Raw genomic sequence first — 14,595 nt, 5'->3', positions numbered from 1 at the left:
TTGATAAAGTTTGAGCAAGTTAGCAAAATATTTTCCTTACCCAATCGTAAGGTAAATGCACTGGAAGAGGTATCGCTATCGGTTGGAAAGGGAGAAATTTTCGGCGTGATTGGCTTTAGTGGTGCGGGCAAAAGTACGCTACTGAGGCTTGTCAATCTACTGGAGCGTCCCTCAGAGGGACGGATTGTCGTTAATGATCAGGATATTACCCAGATACGTCCCAAGGAGCTGAGGAATTTAAGAAGGCGGATCGGGATGGTATTCCAAACCTTTAATCTGTTTAACTCTCGTACTGTGTACGGGAATTTGGCTTATCCGCTAAAACTGGCTAAACTGCCTAAGGCTCAGATCGATGTCCGTGTTAAGGAATTGCTACAATTTGTTGGATTGGAGGACAAAGCGGATTCCTATCCAGAGCAGCTATCTGGTGGGCAAAAGCAGCGGGTCGGCATTGCCAGAGCACTGGCGAATTCGCCTGATATTCTGATCTGTGATGAAGCGACCTCAGCACTCGATCCGGAAACGACAGAAGACATATTGAGGCTGCTGAAAAAAGTAAATGAGGATTATCAGATTACCATTTTGCTCATTACCCATGAAATGAATGTGATTCGTAGTATTTGTGATCGTGTGGCAGTAATGGAGAATGGTAGGGTGATTGAGCAAGGGAGTGTATTCGATGTATTTGCCAATCCACAGACGAAGACGACGAAAAATTTTATTCGTTCTGTACTGAATGACCAACTCTCACCCAAGCTGCTGGACAAGATTCGGGAGCATCACGTCGGCCGATTGTACAGACTTGTTTTTCGAGATGGGGCGACAAGTGAACCAGTGCTCTCAAGAGCGACACGTAAGTATAATCTGGATTACAACATTGTATATGGAAGCATTAATGAGCTGCAGGGGGCGCTGTTTGGAAGTTTAATTGTTGAATTAATCGGTGCAGAGGATGAAGTTAACAAGGTCGTGGAGGAACTGCGAACGACGGTGGAAGTCAGGGAGGTGGTCGATCATGAGAGTTAATTGGGATACGTTTTGGCTTAAGATCGTGGAGGCTACAGGGGAAACGCTTTTAATGGTTGTTGTCACGCTGATTTTTGCTAGTATTCTGGGACTTATGATTGGTTTAGTGCTGTATGTGACACGAAAAGGGAGCTTGTTTGAAAACAAATTTGTGTTTATGTCTCTAAACCTGCTGATTAATATCATTCGCCCGATTCCGTTTATTATTTTTTTAGTGGCGATTAGTCCGGTTACACGTTTAGTCATAGGAACTACGATTGGCACCTCGGCAGCTATTTTTCCAATGACTATTGTAGCAGCTTTTGCAGTTGCAAGAATTGTAGAAAACAATCTGGTCTCCATTGATCCAGGGATGATCGAAGCAGCCAAGGCGCTGGGGGCAACTCCCTTTCAGATCATCACGGGTGTGCTGATTCGGGAAGCACTGGGACCTTTAATTCTTGGTTTGACGTTTATTACGGTGGCCTTGATCGATTTCTCTGCTATGGCTGGCACTGTGGGCGGAGGGGGTCTCGGGAATCTGGCCATGACCTATGGTTATCAACGATTCGATACTTCGGTTATGATCGTCACGATTGTTTTGCTGATCGTCTTTGTACAGGTCGCCCAATATGCGGGGAACTACTTGTCTCGTAAATTCCTACGTCGTTAATTGGAAAACAAGGATTATACATAATGATAAAGGAGAAATGAAAATGAAAAAAATATTTCGCTTAGGTTTGCTGGCTATTCTTAGTGTCTCGGTTCTTTCTGCTTGCTCAGCTAATGGTTCAGGCTCCAATGGTAATGAAAAAGTACATGTTAAAATTGGGGTTTCAGGATCAGAGGATACGTATTGGGATGTGCTTAAGAAGAAAGCAGAAGCCAAAAACATTGAAATTGAGCTGATCAGCTTTTCGGATTATACCTTACCCAATAAGGCACTTGCGAATAAAGAGGTGGATTTGAATTCCTTTCAGCATTTGGCCTTTCTCAGCCAATTTAATGTAGAAAATGATGTGAATCTCGTCCCTATTGGTGCAACGATTATCGCTCCCATGGCGCTGTACTCCGAAAAATTCAAAAACGTATCGGATATTCCTGCTGGCTCCAAAATTGCTATACCGGATGACCCCTCCAACCAGGGACGGGCTTTGAAATTGCTCCAGTCTGCCGGATTGATTACATTGAAGCAAGGCTCAGGCCTGTATCCGACCCCAGATGAGATCGAAGGGAATCCCAAAAAGCTAGAGATTGTTCCTGTTGTCGCCCAACAGACGCCGCGCGTCTTGTCTGATGTAGCTGCCTCAGCCGTGAACAGCGGTGTTGCTACGGATGCCGGGCTCAAGCTGGATGGAGCCATTTACAAGGATGATGCAAGCAGTGAAGAAGCGAAGCCATATGTGAACGTGTTTGCTGCCCGTGCAGAGGATAAAGATAATGCGACCTACAAGACGATCGTGGATTTGTACCATGACGCTGATGTAGCCGAGGCTGTAAAGCAGGATTCCAAAGGAGCTAATGTCGTAGTAGACCAGTCTGCCGAGGAGCTGCAGGCTACATTGGATAAGCTGGTGGCGGATGTTAAAGCGCAAAAGAAATAAGGATATCTGATAGAAGTTAACTTGGAAGCATATAAAAACTACTATTATTGAAATGAGGAGAGATTGCGATGAGTACAGCGAATACGGTGGATACCCAAAGACAGCGGATTATTGAGAAAATTGAGGAGTCTCGTCAGCTCTACACGGAGACGAGCCGGTTTATTCACGCTAATCCCGAAATCGGCAATCAGGAATTTCAAGCTTCCAAGGCACTGACGGGTATTTTGGAGCAAGCGGGATTTGAGGTAACCCGTAATGTAGCGGGACACGAAACCGGATTTGTTGCTCGCAAGACTTCGGCTAGACCAGGTCCGAAAATTGGATATCTGGCTGAATATGATGCACTGCCCGGTCTGGGCCATGCTTGCGGCCACAATATTATCGGGACCGCAAGTACGGCAGCAGCTATCGCTTTGGCACAGGTGATTGATGAGACGGGGGGCGAGGTGTATGTGTTCGGTACTCCTGCGGAAGAAGGCGGTCCTAATGGAAGTGCAAAAGGCAGCTTCGTGAAGCACGGGCTGTTCGAAGGAATTGATGCTGCGCTGATGGTTCATCCATCAGGTGTGACCCGGCTGACCTCACCGAGCCTGGCAGTTGACCCGCTAGACTTTCATTTTTACGGCAAAGCGGCTCATGCCGCAGGATCACCAGAGCAGGGAATCAATGCGCTCGATGCGGTGCTGCAATTGTTCAGCGGGATCAATGCTTTGCGCCAGCAACTGCCGACCGATGTGCGTATTCATGGCATCATTACGCATGGAGGTGACGCACCCAATATCATTCCGGATTATGCGTCGGCGCGCTTTTTCATTCGGGCAAGCACTTGGCAGCGCACAGAGGAGGTTTCCACGAAAGTTCGCCACATAGCTGACGCTGCTGCTTTGGCAACGGGAGCCACTGTGAAAATCGAACGTTTTCAAAATGAAGTGCGCGACTTCATACTGAACGATACGCTGGACGAGGTCGTCGGTCGTGAACTGGAAGCGCTGGGAGAACAGGTGGATCGTGGCCCTCGTGCCGGGCTGGGTTCGACAGATGCGGGAAATGTGAGTCATGTTGTCCCAACTGCACATGCTTACATTAAAATCGGCCCGGATGATCTCATCGCTCATACGGTAGAGTTCCGGGAAGCAGCGGGTTCTGTCAAGGGAGAGGAAGCCTTGGTGACTGGAGCCAAAGCGTTAGCCTTGTCAGGCTTGGAGCTACTGGTGAATGAAACCCTGCTGGTTGCGGTGAAGGAGGATTTTAAGCGTACGCATCCAGCGGCGCAGTAAGCATCAGCGCTTTAATAACTTCTATCCTAATAGCATAAAGAGGATATCTTACTGTCTTGTTGACTGTAAAGATATCCTTTTTTATTTTTACAAAGCACTGCATCTCAGCAAATAACGTATTAACAATTGATTGTTATGATCATGTTTATAACTTTTACATATTAACTGCACAGAGGAGTGTACACATGTTTAAGAAGTTTCAAAAATGGTCAGCAACATCTATGTCTGTTGCTCTTGCACTAGGTTTGATTACTGGCATGTCAGCTTTGCCTGTTCATGCTGAGTCACCAGGGAACACAGATCAAGGTATTAGTAAAGTTACAGCTACATTTTATGGAGACACCAAAGCCTCCAAAGGATTTACCTGGTATACCTCAAAACTTTTCACGAAGAGCACGGTTCAAGTAACCAAGAAAACCGCTTCTGAAGCTGATTTTACGAGTGCTCTTACATTCGAAGGTACTTCCTCTCCATCAACCAATTCTCCAGAAGAGCTTGTCCATAAAGCCGTAGCAACAGGTCTTCAAGCGGACACAGCTTATTATTATCGTGTGGGTGATGCAGCGCGTGGGATATGGAGCGAAACAGGTACGTTCCAAACAGCTCCTAAGAGTGGTGAATTTACCTTCATTGATCTAGCTGATACACAAGCAAAAAGCGAAGATGAAGCCATATTGTCTTCACAGACGCTCGAAAAAGCACTTCAAACCGTAGGTAATGCTCAGTTTGTAGTTCACAACGGGGATATCGTAGATACCGGTACCAAAGAAGAGCAGTGGAACTGGTTGTTGGGGCATTCACAAAAAAGCCTTTTGAATACAACCATTGTTCCCTCAGCAGGTAATCATGAGGATGAGAACTACGCTTTTTATGATCACTTTAATATTAACCAACCAGCTGGTTCAGCTACTAAAACAGGAGCGTACTACTCCTTTGATTACAGCAATGCTCACTTTATCGTACTGAACTCCAATGAGGACTCAGAGAAATATGCCAATTTTTCTGAAGACCAAGTCGAATGGTTAAAGAAAGATGCTGCGGCAGCCAAAAAGGCAGGTGCAAAGTGGATCATTGTGAATATTCATAAAGGTCCTTACACTACCTCTAACCATGCAACAGATGCTGACATCATGGATAACAATGGAGTTCGTAACCAAATCGCTCCACTCATGGACAAACTTGATATCGACTTTGTCGTGCAGGGGCATGATCATATTTATGCTCGGACGAAACCAATCAACCAAGAGGGTAAAGCAACAACGCCAACCAAATTAAAAGATAGATTAAATGAAAAGACGATTGAATATAGTGTGAATCCGGATGGAAGTATCTATGTCATCCCGGCAACCGCTGGCCCCAAGGTCTACTACAAAAACCCAAGTGAAAAACCTGGAGATAAGTACTATAATCTCTTTGAACTAGCTGAAGAGAATCATGCGGCAGTTTATGGCCCAGATCCGAGTGACAATCGTAGACCTGTACGAGGACAGGTACAAAATTTTGTGGGCATCACCGTAGACGAAAATAAACTTACAGCTGTAACGTATGAAATTGATCAAAACAAAAATGATGCCAAACCTTTTATTGTGGATCAGTTCGGAATCATCAAAAAATATTAGTATATTTTGATTCAATGGTTTCCAAATAATCTCTAAATGATCATACAAGGATATCCTACAGTCTGTTTGGCTGCAAGGATATCCTTTTTCATTTCCTTATAGGGCCGGGACTTTCTTATAGAGAGACATCTGAAGTGGTGCTTGTAATACTTACGCCCTGTTCGGAAGCGGGTACATCGTACATAATGCTATTAACAGTCCAAAGTTTAAAAGTAGAGTATTCAATTTTACATAGATAATTTTTTTGCAAAATAAGGGAGGATACAACGATGGCTTATCAAGAAATGAATGGAGTACGCGTATGGGGAGCACCTGATCCGGGGGCACTATCTCAAGCCCGCACATGTGCCGAAAATGGCAATGTGATTCAGGCGCTGCTGATGGCAGATCATCATAAAGGCTACAGTCAGCCGATTGGTGGTGTGGTGGTATATGACGGACAAATTTCACCTTCAGGTGTGGGATATGATATCGGCTGTGGAAATAAGGCGGTAAGAACCAAGCTGTCTGCAGCAGATATTATGCCGCGTATTTCAACCGTGATGAATGAGATTGCACGTCAGATTTCGTTTGGCGTAGGTCGTGTGAATGAGGTTCAGGTAGACCATGAGCTGTTCGATGACCCGGATTGGGCGGTATATGCAGCGATTGGGAAGCAAGAGCATAATAAACTGAAGACCTTGGCGAGAGAACAGCTGGGTACAGTAGGAAGTGGCAATCATTTTGTTGATGTATTTGTGGAGGAAGCGACAGGACAGGTCTGGATTGCCAATCATTTCGGCAGCCGGGGCTTTGGTCACAAAACAGCAAGCGGGTTTCTAAATTTGGCCGCAGGACGGGAGTTCCTTGGAAAGGCGCCAGGAGAACATATGGATCAGCCGCCTGTGCTGCTGGATATGAACAGTGAGCTGGGGGATATGTACTACCGTGCGATGCGCCTTGCCGGACGTTATGCTTATGCCGGACGCGACTATGTGATAGAACAAGTGCTTGGTATTTTGGGGACTGAAGCGGACTTTACGGTGCATAACCACCATAATTACGCGTGGAAAGAACAGCATGATGGACGCGACACCATTGTGGTCCGCAAAGGTGCAACCCCCTCGGCCCCTGGTCAAATGGGCTTTATTGGAGGAAGCATGGGCGATATCTCGGTGATTGTACGTGGAAAAGATTCGGTAGAAAATCGGGATTCCTACTATAGTACAGTTCATGGTGCAGGGCGTATTATGAGTCGTACCCAGGCAGCTGGTAAAATGAATTGGAAAACCCGTACGCGTAGCGGTGGGCAGATTACGGACCTACAGATGAAGGAGGCCGTTCGAAACTACGGTGTCGAGCTGCGCGGAGCAGGTACTGATGAGAGTCCGTTCGTCTACCGCAAACTGCGTGAGGTGCTGGACGCTCATTCCGAGACCGTGGAAGTTATGCATGTGCTGAAGCCGATCGGGGTATGCATGGCTGGGGCCAATGAGTTTGACCCTTATAAGGATTAATGAAATGATTTAACAATAAAAAGGGACTATACCCGACAGGAATGATCATTCGTCGGGCATAGTCCTTCTGAGTTATGTAGTGCCTCTCAATCTTACAGTTGATCAGCAAAAAGCTGTTCTTTAATATAAGCGACAGGCATTTCTTGTCCTGTCCATAATTCGAAGGCAAGTGCGCCCTGCCACAGCATCATGCCCAGACCGTTAATGGCGGTTGCACCTACAGACTCAGCTTGTTCCATCAGCTTGGATTTGGCTGGGCTGTATACAACATCGGTCACGATCAGGTCGGAACGAAGCATGGACACATCCTCAATGACACTTTTACCTTCCAGCGGTTTCATACCCACACCTGTACCGTTAGCGAAAATATGACTTGTAAGAATCTCTTCACGTAGCTTCTCTTGATTCTCTAATGCATAGATATTCGCTTTGACTTGGGTATGTTTCATCTCTTCATTAATAATACGAACATTCTCTTCCGCCCGGGCAAAGAACTGGTCATTACGAGCGAAAATTGAAATTTCAGCGAGACCAGCCCGAGCGGCTTCAATAGCAATCGGCGTTGCAGCACCGCCTGAACCGACGAGTGTCATTTTCTTACCTTTCAGATCAATGCCGTGCTCCTGTAAGTTGCGAACATAACCAGATCCATCTGTACTGTAGCCTTTCAGCTTACCATCCGTATTCACGACGGTATTGACAGCACCTGTAAATTTAGCGCTGTCGTCCAGCTCGTCAAGGTACTGTAAGATCGCTGTTTTGTTAGGCATGGACACGTTGTAGCCGCGTATGTTTAGAGCGCGCATCCCACGTACTACTTCTTCGAGTTGTTCATTGCCTACTTCAAAGGCCATATATGCGTTGTTCAGCCCCAGTTTTTCAAACGCAAGATTATGCATAGCCGGGGACAAAGAGTGTCCGATCGGTGTAGCAAGCAGTCCGATTAATTGTGTTCTTCCGTCAATACGTCCAGCATTTTTCATAATAAGCCTCCAAGTGATCTGTGTAGTTTAATGAAACACTTTTTTATATCGATAAGCAACAAACACGGCCAGCAAAATGCTGACTACGGCAATCGCAATATCCAGAATGAATACCGAGGTAATTCCCAGACTTTTGGACATGCTCCCGGTAGCCAAAGGCATCAGGATGAACGATAGGCTGGCTGCTATGTTCACGAGAGAAGTCGTAGTTCCTTTGTTCTTGCGGAAAAATTCCGTCATAACCGTGAGGGCAATTTGGAATATGCCTGCGGTGGACAAGCCGATTAAGAATGAACTGATCAAAGTAGCGACAGGATTGTGCCATACAATTAAAGCCAGCAAAGAAAGCAGGGCAATAAGCGGGTACACAATCATGACGGTAATGGGCTTAATGAATCTACCAAGTACCACAGCTAACAAAATAACGGAAACTAGTGAACCTATACTATAGTAGCTAAGCAGCTTAATGGCGCTGGCTTTGTCCATGCCCAGAGCCTCTTGTCCAAAGGTAGGAAGCCATAGCTGCACGATCATGAACAATACAGTGGAAGTAAAACCGATAATAATCAGAGACAAACCTTCTTGCCAAAACTTGGGCTCGCTGTGGAACGAATCCGTTGATTGACCAGTCTCGGTTGGAGCCTTTTGTTCCTCTGCTTTGTGGTTGGGGAAACCGGTCATCGACAAGAAGATCCCGTTCAGCAGATAAATTCCTGCAGGAATAAAGAAGGAATATCCATAGAACATATCGTGGTTAATAAAAAATGCAATCATGAACGGAATAACAATGGCACCGATCGAGATGGATGCTTTGACCAGGACGGTTGCAGACCCGGCTTTTTTTCCGAACCCTTCAATGAGTGCTGGATAAGTCCCCGCATCCATCATAGAGTTGCAGAGCCCTGCGATAATGGCAAACACGAATGCCAACGTGTAGTTAGGTGCAAGCGGAATGCCGATCAGGAAGATTAAATAAGCAAATGATGCAATAACAATGAGTGGTTTCCTTCCGTATTTATCTGACATTTTTCCGGCTACTCCGAGAGCAAGCAGTTTACCGATTCCAATCGCTGACACCAGATAGCCGATGGCTGCTTTATCCGTGTTCAATTGCACGGTCAGAAAGCTCATATTCGACGAGAGAATAACATTAATCATACCCAGAAGAAAATAGTTGATATAAAGCCCTGTTGCCATTCTGATATAAGGATTTTTCATAAGTGTAACTCCCAACTTAAATTTTAGATCAATGGCCTAGATAGGCATCGTCCAGGTCTATTAAAGTGCGCCCACAAACAAGTGAAAATATTCACATAATGTCTATGTCTTAATTATATAAGGGGTGTTATTATAAATCCAATGCATATTTTTATCGTTTTTCATAGTTTGAATCTATAATTTAAAATATGAATTAAAGAGGGAGCGTACATCCTTATGAATCTGAAGCACTTACAATATTTTCGTGTACTTGCAGAGATGGAGCATTTTACCCAGGCAGCTGCGCGGCTATGTATCACTCAACCCAGTTTAAGTCATGCGATTTCAGAATTAGAAAAGGATTTGGGCGTTCATCTGTTTGAAAAGCAGGGGAGGAATATTCGGCTAAACAAATACGGGCGATTTTTTCTGAAGTATGTGGAGCACGCGATGGATGAATTGGAAAAGGGGGAGTATAACTTACGGGAATTAGTGAGTCCAAGCCATGGGAATATAGATTTGGCGTTCATTTACACGTTAGGTTCACACTTCATTCCAGCGATAATCCAAGCCTTTTCAGCTCTGGATGCCCGTAAAGACATTTCCTTTTCGTTTCACCAAGGGAATACGAACGATATTATTCAAGGCCTGAAGCAGGAACACTATGACGTGGCGTTCTGCTCTCACGTGGAAAATGAACCAGATGTAGAGTTTATTCCGCTGGCTCAGCAGGAATTGGTGGTCATTGTTTCTCCTGATCATCCGCTGGCTTCTCTGGATCAAATTGACCTCAAAGATACAGCGGATTACCCGGTGATCTTCTTCAACAAAAAGAGTGGGGTTCGGCCCATTATTGAAAATTTGTTCGCCAAGGCAGGCGTTACGCCACAGATTATTTGTGAGATTGAAGAAGATACGGCAATGGCTGGGCTGGTGTCTATTAATTACGGGATCGGAGTTATGCCTCGCATTTCATCGTTAGATTATTTTAACGTCAAAACATTGCCGATTATAAATCCAGCATACGAGCGTTTTATCTACCTAGCCAGCATTAAAAATAGATATTTATCCCCGGCAGTTGTGGAGTTTCGGAACTTTGCCCTAAGTTATGGCAAGGAGTTTTATCTGAAAACGCATCAGCGTGTCTAAGCTGGAGTCTCGCAATATTTAAACTTGATAAATTTTAAATTGTGTTCTATACTTCATCATCGACACAAGCAATGTGAAATGATTCACGTTTTGATACTACAAGACTTACTTACAAAAGCAGGTGAATTCATGATGAAACGTTCTTCTACTCCCGTGGCGACAGGTCTGTATGTGAACTATCTTTTGTTTGGCATGTTTAATATTATACTGGCGTCGCACATGTCCTTTTTAACAGAGCATTTGCATACAGATCAGGCGGGCATTAGCCTTTTGGTTTCCGCGATGGGATTTGGCAGACTGTTTACGCTGTACATATCCGGCGTGCTCTCCGACCGCTATGGTCGCAAACCGTTCATTGTGGCCGCAGGGCTGCTGATGGCCGTATTTTTGGTCGGTATACCACTGAGTCCCACCTTTGAGATGGCGATGGTACTGGCTGTGCTGGCAGGTGTAGCGAATTCTTTTCTTGATTCAGGTACTTATCCGGCTCTGATCGAGGCTTTCCCCCAATCCTCTGGTTCGGCTACAGTGTTGGTGAGAGGTTTTATATCCATTGGGGCGGCATTTTTACCGCTAATGATTATCTTTTTTATGAATCACGATATTTTTTACGGGTTCTCTTTCTTTATACCAGCATTGATATTTGCATTAAATGCGGTCTACTTGTTCAGAATGAAGTTTCCAGACATGCGGGTACAGCCCACCAAGGAGCAAAGTGGCGGTACTACTGTATCTAGTGCCGAGCAGACAGGAAATTTAAAGGCAGATGATGCGAGTAAACCGCGGTTTTGGCAGGAAGGTGTATGTCTTATTCTGCTTGGATTTACGGGGCCTACTTTGCTGTATATTGTGCAGTTATGGCTGCCTACGTTTGGACAACAGTTTATCGGCATGACGGAATCAGAGTCTCTCAGACTATTAGTTTATTACAATATGGGTTCGCTGGTTTCCGTGTTTGTATTGGTCATTGTGTTGAGAAAATGGGTTAAACCTGTTCATATCATCCTTATTTATCCTTGTATTTCCTTGTTGGCTTTTGGAGCGCTTCTTCTTTTCAAATCAGGGGCTGCCGCCATTATCTGTGCGAGTGTCATCGGGTTTTCCATATCGGGTGTACTTCAGCTGACGTTAACCGTAATGAGTGAATTTTTTAGTCAACGAAAAGGACAGATTACCGGGTTTATTTATACCGCAACTTCGCTATCCTATACGCTCATCCCCGTGTTTACAGGCTTTCTTTTGAAGCATTCTCAGATTTCCAGTGTGTTTATGCTGGCTATTATCGTGAATGTGCTCGGGATCGGACTGGCGGTGTTTGTTAACTTTCGTTACAGTGTCGTTTTTCCTGCAAAACGAGAATTGTCTCCTCAAATTGTACTGGATACGAAATAACTAGCGACTGAACCTAATCATCTGCATGCTTATTCAGAATGCGTTATACTATGAATTATTGTGAATGTTCGACTTGAAACTGTAATTGGGGAGTGAGATAGATATGGCAAAAATCGTAAAGGTAAAAGATGTACGGATCGGTGAAGGAGCGCCTAAAATATGTGTCCCCATGGTGGGAGAAACGTTGGAGCAGTTGAAGGAAGAGGCTGCCCATTTACGTACACTCGACCTGGATATCGTAGAGTGGAGAGTCGATTTTTTCGAGCATGTGGAGGAGCTGGAAAAGGTAAAGGCTGCCTTACATGAGATTCGGTCTATTTTAGCCAATATTCCACTCGTATTTACGTTCCGTAGCGCCCGAGAAGGTGGAGAAAAGGAAATCAGTGCGGCAAGCTATGTAGAATTGAATCGTACAATAGCCGAAACGGGACAAGTAGATATGATTGATGTAGAGCTTTTTAATGAGGAAGCTGATGTGAAGATGCTGATAGAAGCGGCACATAAGCATAATGTGTATGTGATTATTTCTAACCACGATTTTCAAAAGACGCCGTCGAAGGAGGAAATTGTGTCCCGGTTGCGTAAGGCACAGGAATTAGGCGGCGATCTGCCTAAAATAGCGGTGATGCCAACCAATACAGCCGACGTCCTAACCTTGTTGGACGCCACACGCACCATGGCAGAAGAGTATGCGGATCGGCCGATTATCACGATGTCGATGGCGGGAAAAGGTGTCGTGAGCCGTCTGACCGGAGAGCTATTTGGTTCAGCGTTGACTTTTGGTGCTGCCAAGAAGGCTTCTGCACCGGGACAGATTCCTGTCACTGAACTGAGAGAAATATTGCAGGTGCTGCATAGCCACTCTTAAGAGATGCAATTACTACCCACTAGCGAGCAAGGAATTCATAGTGAACACAAAAGGAGGACCCCATGCGATAAGCATGCTGGGGTCCTCCTTTTTGTAATGCTTAATTCAATCCCCGAGTAGGTTCATACAATTCCCAACCCAGATTCAGTGTTTGAATAATATAGTCTGCGACTTCTTCCGCATCCAACTGATCGGTATCGATCTTGGAGTGATTCACCGCGTAAATGTCCTGTCTGGAACGGAAAAGATCTTCAATTTCCTCTAACGTCTTGTTTTGCAGATTAGGGCGGGTGTCAATCAGCATCTTGAGCCGATCTTTCCAGGAATCCCAATTTAAATCCAAGAAGAACACAATGGAGGAAGCCAAACAAGCCTGCTTCACCTCTTCCTGTAGAAACGCGCCACCGCCAACAGAAATGATTTTAAGACGCGTATTGCTGCACAACTTCAAAATATGCTCTTTTTCAATCTCACGGAAACGCTTCTCTCCGTAAGTTTTGAAAATTTCTGTTGTAGGCATGTTGTACTCTTGTTCAATCTCCTGATCAATATCCACGAAATCGCGATACAGCTTGCGCGCTAGATGGGAACCGATCGTTGTTTTGCCCACGCCCATAAAGCCGATGAGCACAATATTTTGTTCTTTTAATGGAATCTCACTATTGTTTTGCACATAACCACTCTTTTCTCACCAGTAATGTTGAGATGTAACGCTTCAAAGCACTAAATACATTATACGTTCATCAACCGTGTCATTCAATAGTATAGAGCACATCAGCAATGAGGTATACGATAAAAGAGACTCTGATTACCAATGGAGTGATAGAACAGCAGGTAAAAAACTAGGTATTCAAGTGTTATGTAATGCGTAAATGGAAGAAAAACAAACTTGTACAAGTATAAAAGAGGCAATATTGTGTACTTAATTGAAAAAAAGGACATATTTTGCCGAAAAACGTATTGAAATTATTGGAAGTAGGAATATAATAGAGTTATGCAAATTGTAAATGTAATCGCTCTATTTACAATTTGTGATTGATTTAATTTATAAAAAAGAAAGCTACTTTGAACCAAAAACCAAGTATACATATGCAAATAATTAAATATCACTTTACGGACATGTATCGGTCAATGGGTTCATTGTACGAAGGTGGTGATACGGTCTACGCGCTTACGCTCTAGTCAACGAAGAATTGGAGATAAGAATAAAAAACGATCTAGGAGAGGGATGAATTGAAATGAAAACAAACACAGCTAAAGTATTGAAAAAGGGCATGAGTATCGCTTTATCCGGTATGTTAATCGCGTTATTTGTCGGCAATTACTCTGCCCATGCAGCTCCAGAGGTCGTTCACAAGACCATACTTGTTAAAGCTGGAGAAGTATACGATGGTAAAGGCAAGACCGTAGTGGCTGACCCCGACACCTTGGGAGATGGAAGCCAGAAAGAGGCTCAAAAGCCTATCTTTAAGCTAGAAAATAATGCAACGCTGAAAAATGTGATCATCGCTGCACCTGCTGCGGATGGTGTGCATGTATATGGCAATGGCACCATTTCCAACGTAACGTGGGAGGATGTCGGTGAAGATGCATTGACGCTTAAAGAACCAGGCACGGTGAACATTACAGGTGGTGGAGCGTTTCATGCATATGATAAAGTATTCCAAATCAATGCCGAAGGCACGATTAACATTAAAAACTTTAGAGCCGATGATATCGGTAAGCTGGTTCGCCAACTTGGGGGCTCTACGTTTAGGGTGAATATGACTTTGGATAACTCGGATATTTCCAACGTCAAGGATTCGATCCTCAGATCGGACGGTCCTAACAGCAAAGCTAAAATTACGAATACTCGTTATCATAATGTAAAACAATTGTTCAAAGGTTTTAAATCTGGCAATACGAGCGAGTCCGGCAATACTAAATACTAATCGTTAGCGTAGGATAGGAGTACGATAGGAAAGGGGCTGTCCAACAGGTCGTATGATCTGATAGGACATGCCCC

The 14,595-nt window shown here is 44.5% G+C and carries 13 protein-coding genes; 10 read left to right on the top strand and 3 right to left on the bottom strand.

Annotated features, from left to right (window positions below; all coding sequences use genetic code 11):
* The 6 genes from G9G57_RS14630 (at position 1) to G9G57_RS14605 (ending at position 7,001) form a co-directional block, all read left to right on the top strand.
* Positions 1-1,026, top strand: coding sequence for a methionine ABC transporter ATP-binding protein (locus G9G57_RS14630; RefSeq protein WP_017426250.1), 1,026 nt, complete (start codon positions 1-3; stop codon positions 1,024-1,026).
* A complete protein-coding gene (locus G9G57_RS14625) occupies positions 1,016-1,678 on the top strand; it encodes a methionine ABC transporter permease (protein ID WP_016819857.1) in 663 nt (220 codons plus the stop codon). Before G9G57_RS14630 ends, G9G57_RS14625 begins: the two co-directional genes overlap by 11 nt.
* Positions 1,679-1,721: 43 nt before the next feature.
* Complete coding sequence (locus tag G9G57_RS14620; protein WP_016819858.1) at positions 1,722-2,609, top strand: MetQ/NlpA family ABC transporter substrate-binding protein; 888 nt, start codon at positions 1,722-1,724, stop codon at positions 2,607-2,609.
* A gap of 68 nt (positions 2,610-2,677) precedes the next feature.
* Complete coding sequence (locus G9G57_RS14615) at positions 2,678-3,886, top strand: M20 family metallopeptidase (RefSeq protein ID WP_017426251.1); 1,209 nt, start codon at positions 2,678-2,680, stop codon at positions 3,884-3,886.
* A gap of 185 nt (positions 3,887-4,071) precedes the next feature.
* On the top strand, positions 4,072-5,505 hold the full coding sequence (locus G9G57_RS14610) for a purple acid phosphatase family protein (RefSeq protein ID WP_164965128.1): 1,434 nt from the start codon (positions 4,072-4,074) through the stop codon (positions 5,503-5,505).
* A gap of 269 nt (positions 5,506-5,774) precedes the next feature.
* On the top strand, positions 5,775-7,001 hold the full coding sequence (locus G9G57_RS14605) for an RtcB family protein (protein ID WP_017426253.1): 1,227 nt from the start codon (positions 5,775-5,777) through the stop codon (positions 6,999-7,001).
* Positions 7,002-7,093: 92 nt separating this feature from the next.
* Here the strand turns inward: G9G57_RS14605 and G9G57_RS14600 are convergent, their stop codons facing one another.
* Both G9G57_RS14600 and G9G57_RS14595 read right to left on the bottom strand, forming a co-directional pair.
* A complete protein-coding gene (locus G9G57_RS14600; protein WP_017426254.1) occupies positions 7,094-7,984 on the bottom strand; it encodes a shikimate dehydrogenase in 891 nt (296 codons plus the stop codon).
* Between the two features lie 27 nt (positions 7,985-8,011).
* A complete protein-coding gene (locus G9G57_RS14595) occupies positions 8,012-9,202 on the bottom strand; it encodes an MFS transporter (RefSeq protein WP_016819863.1) in 1,191 nt (396 codons plus the stop codon).
* A gap of 216 nt (positions 9,203-9,418) precedes the next feature.
* Here G9G57_RS14595 and G9G57_RS14590 point away from each other — a divergent pair, with 216 nt between their 5' ends.
* The 3 genes from G9G57_RS14590 to aroD all read left to right on the top strand — a co-directional run bounded on the left by G9G57_RS14590 (position 9,419) and on the right by aroD (position 12,590).
* Positions 9,419-10,330, top strand: a complete 912-nt coding sequence (locus G9G57_RS14590) for a LysR family transcriptional regulator (protein ID WP_025364101.1) — start codon at positions 9,419-9,421, stop codon at positions 10,328-10,330.
* Between the two features lie 129 nt (positions 10,331-10,459).
* Positions 10,460-11,722, top strand: coding sequence for an MFS transporter (locus G9G57_RS14585; RefSeq protein WP_113050981.1), 1,263 nt, complete (start codon positions 10,460-10,462; stop codon positions 11,720-11,722).
* Between the two features lie 103 nt (positions 11,723-11,825).
* Positions 11,826-12,590: a type I 3-dehydroquinate dehydratase gene (aroD, locus tag G9G57_RS14580; protein WP_017426256.1), complete on the top strand. Its 765-nt coding sequence runs from the start codon at positions 11,826-11,828 to the stop codon at positions 12,588-12,590.
* 100 nt (positions 12,591-12,690) lie between these two features.
* On the opposite strand, the gene G9G57_RS14575 is transcribed toward aroD, so the two are convergent.
* Positions 12,691-13,263, bottom strand: a complete 573-nt coding sequence (locus G9G57_RS14575) for a shikimate kinase (RefSeq protein WP_016819867.1) — start codon at positions 13,261-13,263, stop codon at positions 12,691-12,693.
* A 565-nt stretch (positions 13,264-13,828) separates the two neighbouring features.
* On the opposite strand from G9G57_RS14575, the gene G9G57_RS14570 reads away from it, so the two are divergent.
* Complete coding sequence (locus tag G9G57_RS14570; RefSeq protein WP_016819868.1) at positions 13,829-14,521, top strand: pectate lyase; 693 nt, start codon at positions 13,829-13,831, stop codon at positions 14,519-14,521.
* The last annotated feature ends 74 nt before the right edge of the window (positions 14,522-14,595 follow it).

Source organism: Paenibacillus sp. EKM211P (assembly GCF_011066175.1).
Classification (GTDB): domain Bacteria; phylum Bacillota; class Bacilli; order Paenibacillales; family Paenibacillaceae; genus Paenibacillus; species Paenibacillus polymyxa.
The sequence above is the reverse complement of the archived record's forward strand: the minus strand, read 5'-3'. Positions and strand labels throughout refer to the sequence as shown.

Coding starts and splice junctions, on each gene's coding strand:
- G9G57_RS14625 (WP_016819857.1), top strand. CDS start 1,016: ATGAGAGTTAATTGGGATACGTTTTGGCTTAAGATCGTGGAGGCTACA.
- aroD (WP_017426256.1), top strand. CDS start 11,826: ATGGCAAAAATCGTAAAGGTAAAAGATGTACGGATCGGTGAAGGAGCG.
- G9G57_RS14590 (WP_025364101.1), top strand. CDS start 9,419: ATGAATCTGAAGCACTTACAATATTTTCGTGTACTTGCAGAGATGGAG.
- G9G57_RS14615 (WP_017426251.1), top strand. CDS start 2,678: ATGAGTACAGCGAATACGGTGGATACCCAAAGACAGCGGATTATTGAG.
- G9G57_RS14595 (WP_016819863.1), bottom strand. CDS start 9,202: ATGAAAAATCCTTATATCAGAATGGCAACAGGGCTTTATATCAACTAT.
- G9G57_RS14605 (WP_017426253.1), top strand. CDS start 5,775: ATGGCTTATCAAGAAATGAATGGAGTACGCGTATGGGGAGCACCTGAT.
- G9G57_RS14570 (WP_016819868.1), top strand. CDS start 13,829: ATGAAAACAAACACAGCTAAAGTATTGAAAAAGGGCATGAGTATCGCT.
- G9G57_RS14610 (WP_164965128.1), top strand. CDS start 4,072: ATGTTTAAGAAGTTTCAAAAATGGTCAGCAACATCTATGTCTGTTGCT.
- G9G57_RS14585 (WP_113050981.1), top strand. CDS start 10,460: ATGATGAAACGTTCTTCTACTCCCGTGGCGACAGGTCTGTATGTGAAC.
- G9G57_RS14620 (WP_016819858.1), top strand. CDS start 1,722: ATGAAAAAAATATTTCGCTTAGGTTTGCTGGCTATTCTTAGTGTCTCG.
- G9G57_RS14600 (WP_017426254.1), bottom strand. CDS start 7,984: ATGAAAAATGCTGGACGTATTGACGGAAGAACACAATTAATCGGACTG.